Here is a 19667-nt window from a genome sequence, read left to right as displayed (position 1 = left end):
GACGATCGTGGAGTCGACCGCGACGACCCAGTCGAGGTCGCCTTCGGTGTCGGCCTGGGCCAGCAGTGCGGTGAAGACCTTCTCCCAGGTCCCGTCCGCGGCCCACATCCGCAGCCGGTTGTGAGCGCCCTTCCACGATCCGAAGTGCTCGGGCAGATCCATCCATGGCGTCCCGGTGCGGTACTTGAACGCGATCGCGTCGATCACCTGCCGGTGATCCCGCCACCGCCCACCCCGCCGAGGCGTCCGATCAGGCAGCAACGGCTCAATCCGCGCCCACTGCGCATCAGTCAACGACACACCCAGACCAACGATCCGATGATCTGAAAGAAACGCCCTAGGGGGGAGGGGTCAAAGACCGTATGGGTGCCCCCGAGATCCGGTGCCCCATGGGTACCCATGTCGCCCCGGGTCACCCATGGGCACCCCTGGTTGGGCACCGGAGCCCCCGGGTGCCGAATCTGGTCGTTGACCTCTCACCCCTGTGGTGGGGAGGACGCCGACGGCGAGGAGGGGCCGGGTCGGGGTGTCCCCGCAGATTTGCGTGCAGACACATGGGTGCCGAATACGTACGAAGGGTTCCGCACGCAGCTCGAGGAGACACCCCGGCCCGGCACCGACCCCCGCACAGGCGGCACCGGAACCCGCCAACGCACCCGCACGGGAGGGCGGGCGGGCAAAAACGGCAGGAACTACGCGGTGAGCATGGCGCGGATGCGGGAAGAGCGGACATGCCCCAGCAAGGACAGAGCGCGCGAGCGCGCCGCCTCCGCCTCGTCGAGGCGTCCCGACGCGGCCAGGTTGAGGGCGAGTTCGGCCTCGTAGAGAGCGATGTTGCGGGTGAAGTGCGGGTCCTGGAGGCGGACCGCCTCCCGCGCGGCGTCCGCCGCGCGGGAGTGGGCGCCGAGGGCGGACCAGGCCTGGGCGGCGAGCCCGGACAGTTCGGCCTCGCCGAAGAAGGTCATCCAGGCGGGGTCGGCCTCGTGGGGCCCGGCGGCGAAGAGCGAATGGGCGCGGGCCAGGGCGAGTTCGCAGCCGCGCCGGTCGCCGAGCCCGGCCCGGCCCCCGGCCTCGCGCAGCGCCAGCAGCGACAGCAGACGCGGCGAACCGGCGAACCGGGCGAGGAGTTGGGCGGCCTCGGCGGCGCGCACCGCCTCGCGGGGGCGCCCGGCGTCGCGGGCGAGGAAAGCGGTGTTGCAGAAGGCGTGCGCTTCGAGGGCGGCGTCCCCGGCGACCCGGGCGGTGGCCAGCGCCTCGGCGTAGTAGGAGCGGGCCTCGGTGAGCCGCCCGGAGTCATGGGCCAACCAGCCGACGGAGATGGCCAGTTCGCCGGCGCCGGAGGCGAGGCCGGCGGCGACGGCCGGCCCGTGGCTGCTCTCGTCGAGCAGCCGGTAGGCGCCGCGCAGGGTGTCCCCGGCGTCGGCGTAGAGGCCGTCGGCGCCGTGCCGGTCGTCGGCCAGCCGGATCTGCCGTACGGCCTCGTGGACGGCGCGCACCTCGGCGGAACCGGCGCGGCGGCCGGTCCTGCCGCGGTCCCGGCCGCCCTGCGCGGGCACCAGCGTGCTGGCCAGGGCGACGGTGCCGCCGGTCATGAACGCGCGACGCAGCACGTCGCTCTCCTCGTACGTGGGATCGGACGGGCCGGGGTCGGGGGAGCGGCGGCGGCCCCGTACCGTCCGCCGCGGTGCGAAGCCCAGTTCCGCGGAGCCGAGCCCGGGGAACATGTGGTGGAAGACGCGCTGGTAGGCGTAGTTGGGGCAGCGGATCTCGCCGGACTCCAGGCGCCCGATGTAGCGGGCGTCGCAGCTCACGTGCTCGCCGATCTCGCGGGCGGCCCGCCGTACGGCGGCGGCGAATTCACCCGGCGACCGGTCGCCTCGCAACTGCCGGAAGGCGGTGTTGGGCGCGTAGGCGGTGGAGGGGGCCGCGGCGGCGCGCGGCGATGCGGGGCGCGGCGAAGCGGGGGACGGCGTCATGACGGACTCCCGGACGGACGGTGCCGCTCGGCGGCGGGCACGACCGTACCCGTGACCGGGCCCCCGGAAGCACCCGATTTGGCGACAAACGGGATATCTCACGCGCTATCCGCCATGAAACGCCACCCCTTACGGCGTCATTCACGCGTAGCCGTTGACGCCGGGGCGCGTTGATATCGGTGTGGTGCCGATCCCATCGTCAGCGTGAGGAGAGTTGCCTTGTTGGACACCAGCGGGTCACACACGTCGGGTCCGAGGACGGAGAGCAGCGAGCTGCCGCCACCGTGCGATCTGGTGACGGTGCCGGCCAGGCAGGGACTCGAAGCCGTCGACATCCTGCGGCTGAGCAGCGGCGTCGGCCCCGTCCTGCACGACAACGCGGGCGACAGCCTCGGTTTCCTCGTCCCGCCCGGCACCGCCGACTGCTGGGACGTGCCCGGCAGCTCCTGCACCAGCACCGACGGCCGCGGCCTGGTCCTGGGCGACGAGCCGCCCGTGGAGGACACCGGCTGGCTGGTGCCGCCGCACACCGACACCGCCGTCACCGACCCGGCCGTGCTGCGGGCCGCCCTCGGCATGGCGGCCCGCACCATCGAGCTGGCCGACGGCTTCCGCCCCGCCGACCACCGCCGCCCGTAGCGGGGCCCGACCGGCGGGCCCGGTGCCGTCCCGGATAATCGGGGCATGGCAGGCAAGCGGCAGGGCGGCAGGGCGCGCACCCCGGACACGGTCGAGGCACCGGTGGACGGCGGGCTCGCCACGCTCGTGCCCGACCGGGAGCGGCCCGACGCCTGGACGCTGCTCATCGACGGCGCACCCCAGTCCCACGTCGACCTCGCCGACCCCGCGCACCTGGACTTCTCCTACCAGCGCAGGCTCGGCCACCTGATCGACCTGGCCGCGCCGCCCGGCCGCCCGCTGCGGGTGCTGCACCTGGGCGGCGGCGCGCTGACGCTGGCCCGCTACACCGCGCACACCCGGCCGCGCTCCACCCAGCAGGTCGTGGAGCTGGACACCGCGCTGGTCGAACTGGTCCGCGCCCGGCTGCCGTGGGACCGCACCTGGCGGATCAAGGTCCGCGGCGGTGACGCCCGCGCGGGGCTGGCGAAACTGCCCGACGGCTGGGCGGATCTGGTGATCGCCGACGTCTTCGGCGGCGCCCGCACCCCCGCCCACCTCACCAGCGCCGAATTCCTCACCGAGGTGCGCCGTGTGCTGCGGCCCGGCGGCCACTACGCCGCCAATCTCGCCGACGGCGGCCGGCTGGACTTCCTGCGCGCCCAGATCGCCACCGTCCGGGCCGCCTTCGCCGAGGTCGCCCTGGCCGCCGATCCCGCCGTGCTGCGCGGCAAACGCTTCGGCAATCTCATCCTCTACGCCGCCGACCAGCCCCTGCCGGTCGCCGAACTCACCCGCCGCGTCGCCTCCGACCCCCACCCCGGCCGCGTCGACCACGGCCCGCCCCTCACCGCCTTCGCCGCCGGCGCCCCCATCACCACGGACGCCACCGCGGCCCCCTCCCCGGCCCCACCGGAATCCGTCTTCTGCTGACGCCCGTCCGGCGGATCACCACGACCCCCGTCCCCGGGGCCGAATCCCAGGCCGCGACGTATGGCGCCGGTCCACGGGCCGCCCGGTGCGGGCGCCGTAGGGGATCACCAGCCCCGCCGTATGCGGCCCGGCCGCAGGCCGGTGGGGGTGCACGTGGGCCGGAGGCCCCCGTCTCGTGAGCCGCGCGCGCAGCGCGCTAGTCCTCGAACGCCTGGACCGTGGGCGGGTGGCCGTTCCAGGTGCAGAAGACGGAGGAGGAGCCGCTGCCCGAGGTCTGGGTGAAGGTGACCCGGAGCCAGCCGTCCTGGGTCCAGACCTGCATCTTCCAGCCCGGATTGGGCGTCGCGGAGACCAGGGAGGCGGAGGCGGGCGCCAGATCGAGGGCGACGCGCCCGCCGTCGACGGTGTAGCTGTGCACATTGCCGGTGTCCCCGCTCGCCGAAGCGGTGGCCTTCGGGGTGCCCGGCGGGGTCTTCGGCGGGGTTTTCGCCGCGCCGCGGCCCGCGGTCGGCGGCGCCGTACGCGTACGGCCCGGCGTCGGTGTGCGGGCCGTCACCGTGGCCGGCGGCTTCGGGCGGTGCGTGGAGGAGGCGACCGGCGGCCCGTCCACGTCGGAGATGGGCAGCGCGCGCGGCGGGTCGTACGCCGTGCGCAGCACCGAATGCACACCGAACCACGACAGCGTCACGGCCGCCGCGGTGGCCAGCGCCCAGGCGCCGACATGGAACAGTCCTCTGTGCACGCGCGCCATACTGCCGCACCCGCGTGAACCACCGGTACACGCGTCCGATGCGCCCCGGTGTGCGCCCACCGATCCGGCCGCACACCGGTGTCTGTTCCCCCGGATGGGCTAGGTTGCGGCGCATGGCAAGTGTGCTCGTGGTCGAGGACGACCAGTTCGTGCGGTCCGCCCTCATCCGGCACCTCACGGAGGCGTCCCACACCGTCCGCAGTGTGGGTACGGCTCTGGAGGCGCTGCGGGAGGTCGCCCAGGTCGGCTTCGACGTCGTCATCCTGGATCTCGGCCTGCCCGACCTCGACGGGTCGGAGGCGCTGAAGATGCTGCGCGGCCTCAGCGACGTACCGGTGATCATCGCCACCGCGCGCGACGACGAGGCCGAGGTCGTACGGCTGCTCAACGCCGGGGCGGACGACTACCTGATCAAGCCGTTCTCCGTCGAGCACCTGTCGGCCCGGCTCTCCGCGGTGCTGCGCCGGGCCCGCAGCCGGTCCGCGGCACCCGCCGCCGACGCGCTGATCCACGTCGGCGGCCTGCACATCGACGTACGCCGCCGGCAGGCCGTCCTGGACGGCGCCGTGCTTGACCTGACCCGCCGCGAATTCGACCTGCTGGCCTTCCTCGCCGCCCGCCCCGGCGTCGTCGTCGCCCGCCGCGAACTGCTCGCCGAGGTCTGGCAGCAGTCGTACGGCGACGACCAGACCATCGACGTCCACCTGTCGTGGCTGCGCCGCAAGCTCGGCGAGACCGCCGCGAACCCGCGCTATCTGCACACCCTGCGCGGGGTGGGCGTCAAGCTCGAACCGCCGACCGCGGTGCCGCCGGCATGAGATGGGCGCTGATCAAGGTGAGCCTGGCGGTGACGGCGATGGTCGTCATCGCCTTCGCCGTGCCGCTCGGCCTGGTCGTGAAGGAACTGGCCCGCGACCGGGCGCTCACCAACGCCGAACGCCAGGCCGCCGCGATCGGCCCCGCCCTGGCCATCACCACCGACCGCGCCGAACTCCAGCGCGCCATCGCCAGCACCCAGGCCGGCGCCGAGTCGCGGATCGCGCTGCGCATCCCGGCCACCACCCAGTCCCCGGCCGTCGGCATCGGCACCCCGCACGCCACCGAGACCGCGCTGCACACGGCGTCCGCGTACGGCGAGGCCGCGACCGTACGGGTCCCCGGCGGATACGCGCTGCTCCAGCCGACCGCCGTCAGCTCCGGGACGGTCGCGGTGGTCGAGGTGTTCGTGCCGTACGGCGACATCAACCGCGGTGTCACCACCGCGTGGCTGGTGCTGGCCGGGGTCGGCCTCGGCCTGATCGTCGGTTCGGTGGCGATCGCGGACCGGCTCGGCACCCGCATGGTCCGGCCCGCGGCCCGACTGGCGGGCGCCGCCGAGCAGTTGGGCGAGGGCGACCTCGCGGTCCGGGTGCCGGAGGCCGGTCCGAGCGAACTGCGCTCGGCCGCCGCCGCGTTCAACTCCATGGCCGACCGTGTCGTCGAACTCCTCGCCAACGAAAGGGAGTTGGCTGCCGACCTGTCGCACCGGCTGCGCACCCCGCTGACCGTGCTGCGGCTCAACACCGCCTCCCTCGGCGAGGGCCCGGCCGCCGACCAGACGCGGGCGGCCGTCGCCCAACTGGAACGCGAGGTCGACCAGATCATCCGCGCCGCCCGCGCCCAGCGCGGCGACCGGGCGGGTACGGGCGCCGGCGGTGGCAGCGCCGCGGGCTGCGACGCGGCCGAGGTGATCCGGGAGCGGATGGCCTTCTGGTCCGCGCTCGCCGAGGACGAGGGCCGCGAGGTCCGCTCCGCGGGGGCCGACCGGCCGGCGTTGGTGCCGGTCGCGCGCGCCGACCTGGCCGCCGCGCTGGACGCCATGCTCGGCAACGTCTTCCGGCACACCCCCGAGGGCACCGCCTTCGCGGTGGACGTGCACCGCGGCGACGACGCCGTGATCGTGCTGGTCTCCGACGCGGGTCCCGGTCTCGCCGATCCGGACGCGGCGCTGCGCCGCGGTCACGGCGCGGGCGGCCAGGGCTCCACGGGGCTCGGCCTGGACATCGTGCGCCGGGTCGCCGAGTCGACCGGCGGTGACCTGGCCGTGGGCCGCAGCGTCCTCGGCGGCGCCGAGATCCGGCTGTGGCTCGCGCTGTCCCGCGACACCCCGCCGCCCTCGTCGTCCGGGCACCGCCGTGCCGCCCTCAAACGCCGGACGGGCTGATTCCGTATCCGGCGGGTTCGGCACCCAGGTCATGGCCTGGTCCGGCACCCATGTCATGGCCTGACCGGTCGCCGAACCACCGCGGTCCTGTCGCCGGCGTCACGTTTAACGCCTCCCTTTCGCTGCCTTAAGCGCGCCATAAGAACCGCCCCCACGCCCCGGACCAGGGCATTTGTCCGTTCCGCGGGCGCTAGCGTGCTGCCACCTCCCCCCGACACACAGAGGCAGGCACGAACATGGCATCAACGCACCGCCGTCGCCCCAGCCGGAAGGTCCAGCTCATAGGCGGACTGACCGCCGTCGCCGCCGTCGCCGGAGGCGCGTTCGCGCTGGCGGGGTCGGCGAGCGCCGCGCCGGTCGGGGCGGTGTACTCCAAGACCAGTGGATGGGACGGCGGTTACACCGGCCAGTACGCGATCACCAACTCCTCCGGCAGCGCGCTCACCGGCTGGACGCTGAAGTTCGACCTCCCGGCCGGGACCCGGATCAGCTCGCTGTGGAACGGCGAGTACAAGATGTCCGGCAGCACCGTGACGGTCACCGCCGCGAGCTGGAACACCACGGTCGCCCCGCACGCCACCATCGACGTCGGCTTCGTCGCGGCCTCCACCGGCAAGGCGGGCGACCCGGTCAACTGCCTGATCAACAACGCGAAGTGCTCGGTGTCCGACGGCCCGACCCCCACCCCGACGGGCCACCCGACGCAGACCGCGACCCCCACGCAGAAGCCCACCCAGAAGCCGACGCAGACCCCGACCCCCACCCAGAAGCCGACGCAGCAGCCCACGACGCCGCCGACCACCCCGCCCACCACCACCCCGGGCAGCGGCACCGGCACCTCGGGCGGCTTCAGCCCGTACGTCGACACCTCGCTGTACCCGGCGTACGACCTGGTGGGTGCGTCGAAGGCGAACGGCGTCAAGCAGTTCAACCTCGCCTTCGTGCTCTCCGGCGGCGGCTGCGTCCCCAAGTGGGGCGGCGTCTCGGACCTGGGCAGCGACGCGGTGGCCGCGCAGATCGGCGCGCTGCGGTCGGCCGGCGGCGACGTCCGGGTCTCCTTCGGCGGGGCCAACGGCACCGAACTTGCGGCGGCCTGCTCCTCGGCCTCCGACCTGGCGGCGGCGTACGGCAAGGTCGTCGACCAGTACAAGCTCACCAAGGTCGACTTCGACATCGAGGGCGGCGCGCTCGCCGACACCGCCGCCAACAACCGCCGCGCGCAGGCCATTTCACAGCTCCAGAAGAGCCACAGCGGCCTCGAGGTCTCCTACACGCTGCCCGCGATGCCGACCGGCCTCACCCAGGACGGCATCAATCTGCTGAGCGGCGCCAAGAGCAACGGCGTCGACATCCACGCCGTCAACATCATGGCGATGGACTACGGGGCCTCGTTCTCCGGCGACATGGGCCAGTACGCGATCGACGGCGCGACCGCCACGCAGGCACAGGTCAAGAGCGTGCTCGGGATCTCCGACGACGCGGCCTGGAAGAAGATCGCGGTCACACCGATGATCGGCGTCAACGACGTGGCCAGTGAGACCTTCACCGTCGCCGACGCCACCCAGCTGGTGAACTTCGCGAAGACCAAGCACCTGGCGTGGCTGTCGATGTGGTCCGCGACCCGCGACAAGCAGTGCGACGGCGGCGCCCAGAGCTGGGCCAGCGCCACGTGCAGCTCGATCACCCAGAGCGCCGGCGCCTTCTCCAAGGCCTTCGCCGCGTACACCGGCTGACACTCCGTCAACCGGCCGTACGCGTAACCCCCGTGCGCCGCCTGACCACCGGCGCGCGGACCCCGCAAGGGCGTTCCTCTCCCACCCCCACGGGGGAGGAGCGCGGAGCGGTACGGACAGCACCCTCGAGCTGTCCGTACCGCTCCTTTTTTCCGTCCCCTCAGGAGGCCGCGTCCTCCTCCGCGGCTGCCCGAAGGACGTTGTCGCGGGCGACGGCCGCGTACCAGTGCGCGCTCTGCTTGGGGATCCGGCGCTGGGTGCCGAAGTCCACGTAGACCGCGCCGAAACGCTTGCTGTAGCCGTACGCCCACTCGAAGTTGTCCATCAGCGACCACAGGAAGTAGCCGCGGACATCGGCGCCGTCGGCGATCGCCCGGTGCACCGCCGACAGGTGGCCGCGCAGATAGTCGATCCGCTCGGGGTCGTTGACCGTGCCCTCGGGCGAGATGTAGTCGTCGTACGCGGCGCCGTTCTCGGTGACCATCATCGGCAGCGACGGGTGTTCCCGCTGGATCCGGGTCAGCAGGTCGTACAGTCCGGTCGCGTCCACCGCCCAGCGCATCGCGGTGGTCTCGCCCGGCGCCAGGTGGAACGCCACGTGCTCGGAACCCGGCCACGGCGAGTGGTCGCTGGCGCCGTGGCCGTCGTTGCGGGTCAGATCGATGTCGTCGCCCAGCGCGCGGCCGTCGGACACCAGCGTCGGCGTGTAGTAGTTGATGCCGAGCAGATCGATCGGCCGGGAGATCTCGGCGAGGTCCCCGTCGTGCACCAGCGACTCCCAGTCGACCAGGTGCGCGGTGTCCGCGAGCAGGTCGGCCGGGTAGTCGCCGCCGAGGATCGGGCCGAGGAAGACCCGGTTGCCGACCGCGTCGATCCGGCGGGCCGCGTCGAGGTCGCCGGGCGAGGTGGTCAGCGGGCGGATCTGGTGCAGATTGAGGGTGATCGAGGTCTGCGCACCGGCCGGCAGCGCAGAACGCAGGACGCCGATCGCCCGGCCGTGCGCCAGATTGAGGTGGTGGACGGCGCGCAGCGCGGACTCCGGTTCGGTACGGCCCGGCGCGTGCACACCGGAGCCGTAGCCGAGGAACGCCGAGCACCAGGGCTCGTTGAGCGTCGTCCAGTACGGCACCCGGTCGCCGATCGCGCCGGCCACCAGGGCCGCGTATTCGGCGAAGCGTTCGGCGGTGTCGCGTACGGTCCAGCCGCCGACGTCCTCCAGGTCCTGCGGCAGGTCCCAGTGGTAGAGGGTGGCCACCGGGGTGATGCCGTGGTCGAGCAGTTCGTCGGTCAGCGCCCGGTAGAAGTCCAGGCCGCGCTGGACGGCCGGGCCGCGCCCGGTCGGCTGCACGCGCGACCAGGAGACGGAGAACCGGTAGGCGCCCAGGCCCAGTTCGGACATCAGGGCGACGTCGTCACGGAAGCGGTGGTAGTGGTCGGCCGCGATGTCACCGGTGTCCCCGTTGCGGACGCGGCCGGGAGTGTGGCTGAAGGTGTCCCAGATCGAAGGGGTGCGGCCGTCCTCGGCCGCGGCGCCCTCGATCTGGTAGGCGGCGGTGGCCGCCCCCCAGACGAAGCCGGGGGGAAAGCGGAGCGAGGCCGGGGCATGGGTGCCGGTCTGGACGTCGGCAGGGGCGCCCTCGGCGCTCTCGGAGCGGACAGCGGTCATAACGGGGGACTCCAAAGGAATCAGGGGTAAGCGGGGTCAGCAGGGGAGGGGCTCAGGGGGAGGGGAAGGGGCGGGGATGGGCGGGAGCAGGGGGAGTCAGCTCTTGACGGCACCCGCGGTGATGCCGCTGACGATCTGCTTGCCGAGCACCGCGAAGACCAGCAGCAGCGGCAGCGTGGCGACCAGCGCCGCGCACACCACGACCGCGTGGTCGATCTGGTGGTTGCCGGAGCCGACACCGGCGAGCGCCACCTGCACGGTCGGGTTCTGCTGGCTGAGCGCGATGAACGGCCAGAAGAAGTCGTTCCAGGACTGGACGAAGACCAGCATCCCCAGCACCGCCATGGCCGGCCGGGCGATCGGGAACACCACGTGCCAGATGATCCGCAGGCTGTGCGCGCCGTCCACCCGGGCCGCCTCGACCAGTTCGATGGGCAGTGCCTCGGACAGGAACTGCCGCATGAAGAACACGCCGAAGGCCGCCACCAGCGACGGCAGGATCACCGACTGCAGATGACCGACCCAGCCCGCGTCGGTGATGATCTGGTAGAGCGGGATCACGGTCAGCTGCGGCGGCACCGTCATCGTCGCGACGACGATGGTCAGCAGCGCGTTCCGGCCGCGGAACTCCAGCTTGGCGAAGGCGAATCCGGCGAGCGTCGCGAACAGCACCGTGCTGATCGCCACCGTCCCCGCCACGATCGTCGAGTTGACCAGAGCCTTGGTCATGTCGACCTGGTCCCAGACGATCTTGAGGTTGTCGATCAGATGGCTGCCGGGCAGCAGCGGCGTCGGCGGGGTGACGATGTCGGTGTCGGTGTGCGAGGCCGCCACCACCGTCCAGTACAGCGGGAACAGCGAGACCAGCGCCGCGAGTATCAGGAACGCGTACGCGATCGGGCCGCCGTTGTGCTGCTTGCCCGCACCGCCCGCACGCACCTTGCGGCGCCGGGCCGTACGCGGCGGCGCGGTGCGCCCGCGCGCGTCGGCGGGCTTGACGGACTCGGTCAGTTGAGCCATGGGTCAGCCCCCCAGCTTCCGGCGGTTGGCCCGCATGACGAGAAGTTGCGCGGCACCGATGAGCAGCAGGATCAGCAGCATCACCCAGGCCACCGCGGACGCCTGACCGAGCTGGCCGACCTGCCAGCCCTTGTCGTACATGTACAGGCTCAGCGTCTGGTACTGGTGGTCGGTGCCGCCGGTCGGGCCGACACCGCCGCCGTAGATCAGCGGCTCGCCGAACAGCTGCGTGGCGCCGATGGTCGACACGATGATGGTGAAGAAGATCGTCGGACGGATCGACGGGATCGTCACGCTGAGGAACTGCCGCCAGCGCGAGGCGCCGTCCAGCGCCGCCGCCTCGTACAGATCGGCGGGCACCGCCTGCATCGCGGCCAGGTAGATCAGCGCGTTGTAGCCGGTCCAGCGCCAGGTCACGATCGCCGAAATGGCGATCTGCGCGGGCCACTTGGAGGAGTCCCAGCGGATGTCGTGCACACCCACGTGGCCGAGGAACTGGTTGATCATCCCGTAGTCGGGGTTGAACAGCTGGACGAACACCAGCGCCGCCGCCGCGATCGAGGTGGCGTACGGCGCGAGCACCGCGACCCGGAAGAAACCGCGGGCGCGCAGCTTGTAGTTGAGCAGATGGGCCAGGCCCAGGGCCATCAGCAGCTGCGGCACCGTGGAGATCACGCCGAGCGTGAAGGTGTTCCGCAGCGCCTTCCAGAAGAACTGGTTGTCCCAGAGGCTGGTGTAGTTGTCGAAGCCCACCCAGGTCCCGGAACCGCTCTGGCCCAGCTCCACATGGTGCAGCGACAGCCAGCCGGTGTAGATGAGCGGGAACAGCCCGAAGGCCGCGAAGACGAGGAAGAAGGGGGCGATGTACGCGTACGGCGACGCCTTGGTGTCCAGCCGGTAGAGCCGGGAGCGCCAGCCGGCCGGCGGGGCGGAGGTGGCCACGAGGGGCGTCCTTCCGGGGGTTGGGGAGGGTGACGTACGGGCCGCCCGGCAGGCGGGTGCCACTGCCGGGCGGCCCCGATCGGGACTACTCGCCGACCTTGTCCTTGACCTGGGCCTTCACGTTCGACCAGGCCTTGTCGGCGGAGGTGCCGCGCTGCTCCATGTCGAGCAGGCCGTTCTTGGTGATGATGTCCTTGACCGTGCCGTCCTTCGGGCCGATCGGCGCCGGCTGGATGGCGTTCGCCGTGGTCGAGAAGATCTTCCCGATCGGCGCTCCGGCGGTGCCGAAGTAGTCGTTGGTGGCGTTCTGCACCGCGGGGTCGGCCAGACCGGCCTTGTTCGACGGGATGTTGCCGAACTTCTGGAAGACCTTGACCTCCTGGGCGGCGGCGGTCAGCCACTGCGCGAAGGCGGTCGCCTCGGCGACGTGCTTGCCGGACTTGGGCACCGCGAGGAAGGAGCCGCCCCAGTTGCCGGCCTGCGGCGGCTGGGCGATGTCCCACTTGCCCTTGTTCGCCGGGCCGGAGTTGGCCGCGACCTGGCCGATCATCCAGCTGGGGCAGGCGACGGTGGCGAACTTGCCGGTCTTGAACGCCGCCGACCACGTGTTGTTGGAGTCGAACTGCTGGAGCTTGGCGGTCAGACCTTCCTTGATCGCCTTGGCCGACAGATTCCAGGCGGTCTGCACACCGGGGCTGGAGTCGTAGACCAGCTTGCCGCTCTCGTCGGAGTACTGCGCCGACTGGCTGGAGAGCACCGCGTTGAACAGGCCGCCGGCCGAGTCGGTGAAGGCCACGCCGCTGGGCGCCTTGGCCTTGAACTGCTCGCCGACCGACACGAACTTCGACCAGTCGCCGTTCCACAGCGCGGCGACCTGCGCCGGGTCGGTGGGCAGCCCGGCCTGCTTGAAGAAGTCGGTGCGGTAGCAGATCGCGGTCGGGCCGATGTCGGTGCCGACGCCGATCACCTTGCCGTCGGAGGTGGTGGCTTCCTTCTCCTTGTAGCTGACCCAGTCGTCGACGTTGAAGCCCTTGACCGTCTTGAAGTCCACGAACTTCGACGCCAGGTTCGGCTGGATGGCCTCGGCTATGTAGCCGATCTCGATGGCCTGGATGTCGTCGAGGCCGCTGTTCTGCTGGAGGTGCAGCTTGAGCGAGTCCCAGTACTGCTGGCCGTCGGAGACGTTGTCCTCGACGATCTTGATGTTCGGGTGAAGCCGCTCGTACTCCGAGAAGAGCTTCGCGCCGGTCTTGTCGTCGTAGCCGAACGAACCGAAGTCACCGATGTGCAGCGTGATCTGCTCGCCGGAGGACGACTTGCCGCTGTCGCCCTTGGCGTCGTCCTTGCTGTCGCTGCTGCATCCGGTGATCAGGGTCGCGCAGGTCGCGAGCCCCGCGACCGCGATGACGGCGGTCCTGCGGGTTCTGCCGGAAGTGCGCATTCCACTCTCCTTGTCAGGGTGGGTCTGGCGTGCGGTGGTGCGGGTGAGGGTGTGGGAGCGCTCCCACTAAGGCTTGCCGGAACAGTCCTGCCTCGGGGGGTCCAGTGTCAAGATGTGAAGTCGATTTCGTTGCCGGAACGTGTCCGGACGGCGGCGGCGGTTACTTCTTGAACGGAACGGAGGGCTACGGGCAGGTACGGTGAACGCATGGTGGGAGCGCTCTCAAGCGATTTCGCCGTCCCGGCCGGGCCGGGCGCTAAGGTGGCGCGACAGTGGAGCACAGGAGGCGGCAGTGGCCATGAACGGGCGGCACAGCGGACGGCCCACGCTGGAAGAGGTGGCCGTACGCGCCGGGGTGGGACGCGGCACCGTCTCGCGCGTCATCAACGGGTCGCCACGCGTCAGCGACCGTGCCAAGGCCGCCGTCGAGGCCGCCATCGCCGAACTCGGCTACGTGCCCAACCGCGCGGCCCGCGCGCTGGCCGGCAACCGGACCGACGCCATCGCCCTCGTCATCCCGGAACCCGAGACGCGGCTCTTCGCCGAGCCCTACTTCTCCGACATCATCCGGGGCATCGGGGCGGAACTCGCCGACACCGACATGCAGCTGCTGCTCACCTTCATCCGCACGCCCAAGGAGCGCGCCCGCTTCGGCCAGTACCTCGCCGCCCACCGGGTCGACGGCGTCCTGCTCGTCTCCGTCCACGAGGACGATCCGCTGCCGGACCTGCTGGAACAGCTGGAGATGCCCGCTGTCCTGAACGGGCGGCGCAGCGACCTCGAATCCGTCTCCTACGTCGACGCCGACAACGTCGGCGGCGCCCGCGCCGCCGTCGCCCACCTCTTCGCCCGCGGGCGCCGCACCGTCGCCACCATCACCGGGCCGCCCGACATGTACGTCGCCCGCTGTCGCCTCGACGGCTACCGCCAGGCCGTCGAGGCGGCCGGCTCCGCCGGTGCGTCCTCCGAGCTTGTCGCCCGGGGCGACTTCACCGAGGAGGGCGGGCGCCGCGCCATGCGGGAACTCCTCGTCCGGCGGCCCGACATCGATGCCGTCTTCGCCGCTTCCGATCTCATGGCGGCGGGCGCGCGGCAGGTGCTCCGCGAGTCCGGGCGGCAGGTGCCTTCCGACGTGGCGCTTGTCGGGTTCGAGGATTCGGCTATCGCCCGGCACATGGATCCGGCTCTGACCTCCGTGCGGCAGCCCACGGAGGAGATGGGGCGGACCATGGCGCGGGTTCTCCTCGAGGAGATCGCTGAACGTGCTTCCGTTCGGCGGCACGTCGTCCTCACCACGGAGCTCGTCCAACGCGACTCCGTCTGAGGCTTCCCCTCTCGAGGGTGCGTTTGCCCGCCCGCCCTCCCGTGCGGGTGCGTGTGCGGGTTCCGGTGCCGCCTGTGCGGGGGTCGGTGCCGGGCCGGGGTGTCTCCTCGAGCTGCGTGCGGCACCCTTCATACGTATCCGGCACCCATGTGTTGGCACGCAAATCTGCGGGGACACCCCGACCCGGCCCCTCCTCGCCATCGGCGTCCTCCCCACCACTGGGGTGAGAGGTCAAGGACCAGGTTGGGCACCGGATTCCTCGGGTACCGAATCTGGTCTTTGACCTCTCCTTCTAGTGGCCGGCAGCCGCCAATGGCGAGGAGGGGCCGCCGTGGGGTGCCCCCGCAGATTTGCGTGCCGACACCAGGGTGCCCAAAGGGAGGAACGGCTCCGCACGCAGCTCGAGGAGGCACCCCGCGGTGGCACCGACCCACGACGAGTGGCGCCCGCAGACGCCAACACACCCGCACGGGTGGGCGGGTGGGAGAAACAAACAGCCCGGAGGCCGACCATGAAGTCCCGCCGACAGGCGTACGGAAAGGTCGGGACAGACCACCGTATTCGTCAAGGAAATCCGCCTGACGGACAAGGAGCGGTCCACCCTGACGGGTGCTGCCGACGGAGAAGCACGAGCTTTCCCCGGGGCTGGGGGACATCGAGAAGGCGGTGGAGTTCTGGGGCGTAGGGCCGGGAAGGGCGAAGATCAGTCGGCCGGGTGCCACTTGACGCGGAAGTCGACGCCGTCGGGCCGGTAGCGCGGCCCGTCCATGCCGCGCCATTCGGCGCGCAGGACGCGGGGTTCGGGAGGAGCGGTGCGGCGCGGCAGGAGCAGGGCGGTGAGTTCGTCGTAGCGGGCGTCGACACCGCCGGCGCCGGGGTGGGTGTCGGGCTCGGCGGTGCCCGCCTCGTAGCGGGCGTGCCAGGCCGCGAAGACGGCCCACCGTTCGCGTTCGAGGGCGAGTTGGGCGTCGCCGACCGGCCAGACGGCGTAGAAGTCCTCGTCCACGAGCCGGAAGTAGTGGGCGTCCCCGTCGACTTCGGCGAGGCCGAAAACAGGCGTGTCGAAGCGGTCCAATTCGGCGAAGACCCGCTCGAATCCCGCGCGGATCAACTCCTGCTCGTCCCATGTCTCGGCCATGAACGGAGGCTACGACGTCCGGCCGGTGGATTGCCTCCGTTTCTTGTACGCGGGCGTCCCGATCGCGCTCTCAAGGCGTGTTCAAGGCACGTTCAGGGTGCCAACGGCGTTGCGGGACAAGGGCGTTCGGCGAGGATCTGGTCGACGCCCATCCGGCGCTCGGCGAAGGCGAGGGCGCTGCCGGTGAGGTAGAGCCGCCAGACGCGGGCGGTCTCCTCGCCGACGAGGGCCACGGCGTCCGACCAGCGCGCGTCGAGGGTGCGGTGCCAGGCGTCGATGGTGCGGACGTAGTGCTCGCGCAGGGCGGTCACGGAGCGGATTTCGAGGCCGGCGCCCTCGAGGAGGGTGACGGTCTCGCCGAGCGGGCGCATGTGCATGTCGGCGGCGATGTAGGTCTCGATGAAGGCGCCGCCGCCGGGGGCGTTGCGGCCGCGGGACATCTGCTGGACGAGCAGGCGGCCGCCGGGCCTGAGCCGGTCGTGGAGGGTGGCCGCGAAGGCCGGGTACGCGGCGTCGCCGACGTGTTCGCCCATCTCGACGGTCGCGACGGCGTCGTAGCCGTCGCCCGCGATGTCGCGGTAGTCGCGGCATTCCACGGTCACGAGGTCGTCGAGCCCGAGTTCGGTGACCCGGGCGCGGACGTACGCGGCCTGCCGGACGGCGAGGGTGACGGCGGTGACGCGCGCGCCGTACCGTGCGGCGGCGTGCAGGGTCAGCGAGCCCCAGCCGCAGCCGATGTCGAGCAGCCGGGAGCCCGACGTGAGGCGCAGGCCGCGGCAGATGAGGTCGAGTTTGTCGCGCTGGGCGTCGGCGGACCCGTAGTCGGGCGCGTCGCTGGTCCAGTAGCCGCAGGAGTACGCCATGGTCTCGTCGAGCAGCAGCGCGTAGAAGTCGTTGGACAGGTCGTAATGGTGGTGGATGGCGGCCCGGTCGCGGTCCTTGCTGTGCGGCACGCCGCGCAGCCGTGCCGGTGTGCCGGGCGGCGCCGGGCGCGGCCCGATCGCGCCGACCCGTACCGCCGCGCCCAGCGCCCGTGCCCGGTCGGCCGCCGACAGCCGTACGGGCCGCAGCGCGCTGCCGCGTACGGCGTCCCAGACCGTGCGCAGCGCCAGCCCGAGGTCGCCCTCGACGTCGATCTCCCCGGCGATGTACGCCTCCGCGAGGCCGAGTTCGCCGGGCTGCCAGAGGAGCCGGCGCAGCGCCCGCCGCCGGTTGACGACGATCAACGGGCCGTCGCCGGAGCCCAATTCGCTGCCGTCCCACAGGCGCACCCGCAGCGGCAGCCGCCCGCCGAGCGCCCGGTCCAGGTGCGGTCGCAGCAGGTCGGCCGCGCCGGGACGGCCGCCGGTACGGTCGGTGCGCCGGGTGGCGGGGTCCGCCGTCGTGGTCACGGAGGGCATCGGTGTGCTCGCTCTCTGCGGTGTCCGGCCATTGTCCGATCGGGGGGGCGGCCGGGGCCGGGCAGGTGTCGTCGGGTCCGGCGGTGTGCCGGCCCCTCACCGGGTATTCGGTGCCGGGCGCCCGGTGGATTGGAGCCCGGTGGATCGGCGCCCGGCGGATCGGCCCGGAGCCGGCCGGCGGCGGCCGTCGCTCGGCCGGATTGTCGGACCCCTCGGATACGGTGCCCGCATGGCTGAATTCGTACTGGTTCCAGGGGCGTGGCTCGGTGCGTGGGCGTGGGACGAGGTGGCGGCCGAACTGCGGGCGGCCGGGCACGGCGTCCATCCGCTGACGCTGTCGGGCCTCGCCGAGAAGCGGGACGTGCCCGCCGGGCAGCGCACGCACGTCCAGGATGTCGTCGGCGAGGTGGAGCGGCTCGATCTGCGGGACGTGGTGCTCGTCGGGCACAGCTACTCCGGCATTCCGGTCGGCCAGGCCGCCGCGCTGATCGGTGACCGGCTGGCCCGGCTGGTGCTGGTCGACGCCGAAGTGCCCGTCGAGGGCGGGTCGTTCGCCTCCGGCTGGTGGGAGGGGCAGGCGAAGTTCGAGGCGATCCTGGCCGGGGGCGACGGTTTCTGGCAGCCGCCCGCTGTCGACGAGTTCGAGGGGCAGGGGCTGACCGACGAGCAGACGGCGCGGCTGGTGGCCGGCGCGACCCCGCACCCGGCGGCGACGCTGACCGAGCCCGCCACGCCGGCGCGACCCCTTTCCGATCTGCCGGCCACGTACATCAAGTGCCTGCTCGACGGCCCCGAGCCGAACAGCGATGTGGCGGCGCTGCTGGCGGGGGAGAAGTGGCGGCTGGTCGAGATGAACACCGGGCACTGGCCGATGTTCTCCGAGCCGCGCCCGCTCGCCGCGCTGCTCGCGTCCGAGGCCGCCTGACGACTGCCGGCCCGGACCGTCCGAGGGCGGTCCGGGCCGGCGCGCCCCGGGGATTTCCGCGCGATGCCTTGACGTGTCTGCCGATCCGGCTGACACTCCACACGCACACCCGACTGAGAGCGCTCTCAGATTCTCGGGTGTCATGCTCATGCCCGCTGTCCCCCACCGGCGAAAGGCAGCACCTCTCCATGACCACCTCCACACCGGCCGCCCACCACGCCGGGCGCCGCCGCCGTCGCGGCCCGCTGGCCGCGCTGAGCGCCCTGCTCCTGCTGGTCACCGGCATCATCGGCCTCGTCCTGTCCGGCGGTTCGGCCTCCGCGGCCGTTCCCGGGCCCCCGGCCGGCTGGACGACGCTGTTCAGCGACGACTTCAACGGGGCCGCGGGCAGCGGACTGAACCGGGCCGACTGGCTCTACGACATCGGCACCGGCTACCCGGGCGGCGCCGGCAACTGGGGCACCGGCGAGATCGAGACGTCCACCGACTCGACGCAGAACGTCTACCAGGACGGCTCGGGTCACCTCGTCATCAAGCCGATCAAGGACTCCTCGGGGCACTGGACCTCGGGCCGCGTCGAGACCCAGCGCACCGACTTCGCGGCGCCCGCGGGCGGCCAGCTGGAGATCAGCGCCTCCCTCCAGCAGCCCAACCCCGCGCACGGCCTCGGCTACTGGCCCGCCTTCTGGGCGATGGGCGCCGACGCCCGCCCGGTCAGCGCGACCAACTGGCCCGGCATCGGCGAGATCGACATCATGGAGGACGTCAACGCCCTGTCCAAGCACTCCACCACCTTCCACTGCGGTGTGTGGGCGGGCGAGTGCCACGACCCCGACGGCATCACCAGCGACCTCCAGCCGTGCGCGGGCTGCCAGACCGGCTACCACACGTACTCCGCGGTGATCGACCGCACCAACACCGCCGCCGAGCAGCTCCGCTTCTACCTCGACGGCACCCTCACCTACACCGTGAACGAGAACCAGGTCTCCGTCGGCACCTGGCAGGCCGCCATCGACCACGGCTTCTTCGCCATCTTCGACGTCGCGATCGGCGGCTCGTACCCCAACAAGGTCTGCGGCTGCACCTCCCCGTCCGCCGACATCAGCTCGGGCGCGGGCATGAGCGTCGACTGGTTCGCCGTCTACCAGAAGCCGGCCGGCAGCAGCTCCACCAACGGCGGCACGACCAACGGCGGTACGTCCTCGGGCACGACCAACGGCGGTACGACCAACGGCGGTACGTCGTCGGGTACGACCAGTGGCGGCAGCACCGGCGGCTCCACGACCACGCCCGACTACACCACGAGCGTGACCTCCACCAGCGCCACCCAGGCCCGTATCTCCTTCACCCCGACCACCCCCGCCGCCTACGTCGACGTCCACTACCTCGTCAACGGCGCCAACCAGCAGAATTTCCGGATGACCAACTCCGCCGGCACCTGGACCCAAACGGTGAACGGCCTGTCCACCGGCTCCGTCCTCACCTACTGGTTCACCTACGAAAAGAACGGCCCGCAATACGACTCCCCGCACTACACCTTCACCCAGACCGGCTGACCCCGGCCGTCGGAAGAGGGGCGCGGCCCGGCAGTCGAGAC

17 protein-coding genes are annotated in these 19667 nt (G+C 71.9%); 8 read left to right on the top strand and 9 right to left on the bottom strand.

Annotation, left to right across the window (positions count from 1 at the left end; translation table 11 throughout):
• On the bottom strand, window positions 1-300 hold a 300-nt coding region (locus BM076_RS33490; protein WP_245796625.1), incomplete at its 3' end, for a transposase.
• 392 nt (window positions 301-692) lie between these two features.
• On the bottom strand, window positions 693-1976 hold the full coding sequence (locus BM076_RS33485; RefSeq protein WP_177246745.1) for a tetratricopeptide repeat protein: 1284 nt from the start codon (window positions 1974-1976) through the stop codon (window positions 693-695).
• Window positions 1977-2198: 222 nt separating this feature from the next.
• On the opposite strand from BM076_RS33485, the gene BM076_RS33480 reads away from it, so the two are divergent.
• A complete protein-coding gene (locus tag BM076_RS33480; protein ID WP_245796628.1) occupies window positions 2199-2615 on the top strand; it encodes a hypothetical protein in 417 nt (138 codons plus the stop codon).
• Between the two features lie 45 nt (window positions 2616-2660).
• Window positions 2661-3527 (top strand): spermidine synthase, encoded by an 867-nt coding sequence (locus BM076_RS33475; RefSeq protein ID WP_093717532.1) that lies wholly within the window; start codon window positions 2661-2663, stop codon window positions 3525-3527.
• 196 nt (window positions 3528-3723) lie between these two features.
• Here the strand turns inward: BM076_RS33475 and BM076_RS33470 are convergent, their stop codons facing one another.
• The gene (locus BM076_RS33470) at window positions 3724-4278 is read right to left on the bottom strand and encodes a hypothetical protein (RefSeq protein ID WP_093717531.1); all 555 of its coding nucleotides are present in this window, start codon (window positions 4276-4278) and stop codon (window positions 3724-3726) included.
• Window positions 4279-4391: 113 nt separating this feature from the next.
• On the opposite strand from BM076_RS33470, the gene BM076_RS33465 reads away from it, so the two are divergent.
• From BM076_RS33465 to BM076_RS33455, 3 genes are all read left to right on the top strand, one after another.
• Complete coding sequence (locus BM076_RS33465) at window positions 4392-5096, top strand: response regulator transcription factor (RefSeq protein ID WP_093717530.1); 705 nt, start codon at window positions 4392-4394, stop codon at window positions 5094-5096.
• Window positions 5093-6481 (top strand): sensor histidine kinase, encoded by a 1389-nt coding sequence (locus tag BM076_RS33460; protein WP_093717529.1) that lies wholly within the window; start codon window positions 5093-5095, stop codon window positions 6479-6481. Before BM076_RS33465 ends, BM076_RS33460 begins: the two co-directional genes overlap by 4 nt.
• A gap of 236 nt (window positions 6482-6717) precedes the next feature.
• Window positions 6718-8214, top strand: a complete 1497-nt coding sequence (locus tag BM076_RS33455; RefSeq protein ID WP_093717528.1) for a cellulose binding domain-containing protein — start codon at window positions 6718-6720, stop codon at window positions 8212-8214.
• Between the two features lie 160 nt (window positions 8215-8374).
• Here the strand turns inward: BM076_RS33455 and BM076_RS33450 are convergent, their stop codons facing one another.
• From BM076_RS33450 to BM076_RS33435, 4 genes are all read right to left on the bottom strand, one after another.
• Complete coding sequence (locus tag BM076_RS33450; RefSeq protein WP_093717527.1) at window positions 8375-9880, bottom strand: GH1 family beta-glucosidase; 1506 nt, start codon at window positions 9878-9880, stop codon at window positions 8375-8377.
• A 96-nt stretch (window positions 9881-9976) separates the two neighbouring features.
• Window positions 9977-10900 (bottom strand): carbohydrate ABC transporter permease, encoded by a 924-nt coding sequence (locus tag BM076_RS33445; protein ID WP_093717526.1) that lies wholly within the window; start codon window positions 10898-10900, stop codon window positions 9977-9979.
• 3 nt (window positions 10901-10903) lie between these two features.
• On the bottom strand, window positions 10904-11842 hold the full coding sequence (locus BM076_RS33440) for a carbohydrate ABC transporter permease (protein ID WP_245796624.1): 939 nt from the start codon (window positions 11840-11842) through the stop codon (window positions 10904-10906).
• 85 nt (window positions 11843-11927) lie between these two features.
• Window positions 11928-13283 (bottom strand): ABC transporter substrate-binding protein, encoded by a 1356-nt coding sequence (locus tag BM076_RS33435; RefSeq protein ID WP_093717524.1) that lies wholly within the window; start codon window positions 13281-13283, stop codon window positions 11928-11930.
• A 298-nt stretch (window positions 13284-13581) separates the two neighbouring features.
• Between BM076_RS33435 and BM076_RS33430 the strand changes: the two genes are divergently transcribed.
• Window positions 13582-14607: a LacI family DNA-binding transcriptional regulator gene (locus BM076_RS33430; RefSeq protein WP_093717523.1), complete on the top strand. Its 1026-nt coding sequence runs from the start codon at window positions 13582-13584 to the stop codon at window positions 14605-14607.
• A 703-nt stretch (window positions 14608-15310) separates the two neighbouring features.
• On the opposite strand, the gene BM076_RS33425 is transcribed toward BM076_RS33430, so the two are convergent.
• Window positions 15311-15745 carry a hypothetical protein gene (locus BM076_RS33425; protein WP_093717522.1) on the bottom strand — a complete coding sequence of 145 codons (435 nt, stop codon included), beginning with the start codon at window positions 15743-15745 and terminating at the stop codon, window positions 15311-15313.
• A 92-nt stretch (window positions 15746-15837) separates the two neighbouring features.
• Window positions 15838-17145 (bottom strand): SAM-dependent methyltransferase, encoded by a 1308-nt coding sequence (locus BM076_RS33420; RefSeq protein ID WP_093717521.1) that lies wholly within the window; start codon window positions 17143-17145, stop codon window positions 15838-15840.
• Window positions 17146-17374: 229 nt separating this feature from the next.
• On the opposite strand from BM076_RS33420, the gene BM076_RS33415 reads away from it, so the two are divergent.
• Both BM076_RS33415 and BM076_RS33410 read left to right on the top strand, forming a co-directional pair.
• Window positions 17375-18070 carry an alpha/beta hydrolase gene (locus BM076_RS33415; RefSeq protein ID WP_093717520.1) on the top strand — a complete coding sequence of 232 codons (696 nt, stop codon included), beginning with the start codon at window positions 17375-17377 and terminating at the stop codon, window positions 18068-18070.
• Window positions 18071-18258: 188 nt separating this feature from the next.
• On the top strand, window positions 18259-19626 hold the full coding sequence (locus BM076_RS33410) for a glycoside hydrolase family 16 protein (protein WP_245796622.1): 1368 nt from the start codon (window positions 18259-18261) through the stop codon (window positions 19624-19626).
• Window positions 19627-19667: the final 41 nt, after the last annotated feature.

This window comes from Actinacidiphila alni (assembly GCF_900112845.1).
Classification (GTDB): Bacteria; Actinomycetota; Actinomycetes; order Streptomycetales; family Streptomycetaceae; genus Actinacidiphila; species Actinacidiphila alni.
This window is presented reverse-complemented; position numbering and strand designations above follow the sequence as displayed.

Coding starts and splice junctions, on each gene's coding strand:
- BM076_RS33435 (WP_093717524.1), bottom strand. CDS start 13,283: ATGCGCACTTCCGGCAGAACCCGCAGGACCGCCGTCATCGCGGTCGCG.
- BM076_RS33485 (WP_177246745.1), bottom strand. CDS start 1,976: ATGACGCCGTCCCCCGCTTCGCCGCGCCCCGCATCGCCGCGCGCCGCC.
- BM076_RS33470 (WP_093717531.1), bottom strand. CDS start 4,278: ATGGCGCGCGTGCACAGAGGACTGTTCCATGTCGGCGCCTGGGCGCTG.
- BM076_RS33420 (WP_093717521.1), bottom strand. CDS start 17,145: ATGCCCTCCGTGACCACGACGGCGGACCCCGCCACCCGGCGCACCGAC.
- BM076_RS33445 (WP_093717526.1), bottom strand. CDS start 10,900: ATGGCTCAACTGACCGAGTCCGTCAAGCCCGCCGACGCGCGCGGGCGC.
- BM076_RS33455 (WP_093717528.1), top strand. CDS start 6,718: ATGGCATCAACGCACCGCCGTCGCCCCAGCCGGAAGGTCCAGCTCATA.
- BM076_RS33460 (WP_093717529.1), top strand. CDS start 5,093: ATGAGATGGGCGCTGATCAAGGTGAGCCTGGCGGTGACGGCGATGGTC.
- BM076_RS33430 (WP_093717523.1), top strand. CDS start 13,582: ATGAACGGGCGGCACAGCGGACGGCCCACGCTGGAAGAGGTGGCCGTA.
- BM076_RS33415 (WP_093717520.1), top strand. CDS start 17,375: ATGGCTGAATTCGTACTGGTTCCAGGGGCGTGGCTCGGTGCGTGGGCG.
- BM076_RS33465 (WP_093717530.1), top strand. CDS start 4,392: ATGGCAAGTGTGCTCGTGGTCGAGGACGACCAGTTCGTGCGGTCCGCC.
- BM076_RS33425 (WP_093717522.1), bottom strand. CDS start 15,745: ATGGCCGAGACATGGGACGAGCAGGAGTTGATCCGCGCGGGATTCGAG.
- BM076_RS33475 (WP_093717532.1), top strand. CDS start 2,661: ATGGCAGGCAAGCGGCAGGGCGGCAGGGCGCGCACCCCGGACACGGTC.
- BM076_RS33450 (WP_093717527.1), bottom strand. CDS start 9,880: ATGACCGCTGTCCGCTCCGAGAGCGCCGAGGGCGCCCCTGCCGACGTC.
- BM076_RS33410 (WP_245796622.1), top strand. CDS start 18,259: ATGACCACCTCCACACCGGCCGCCCACCACGCCGGGCGCCGCCGCCGT.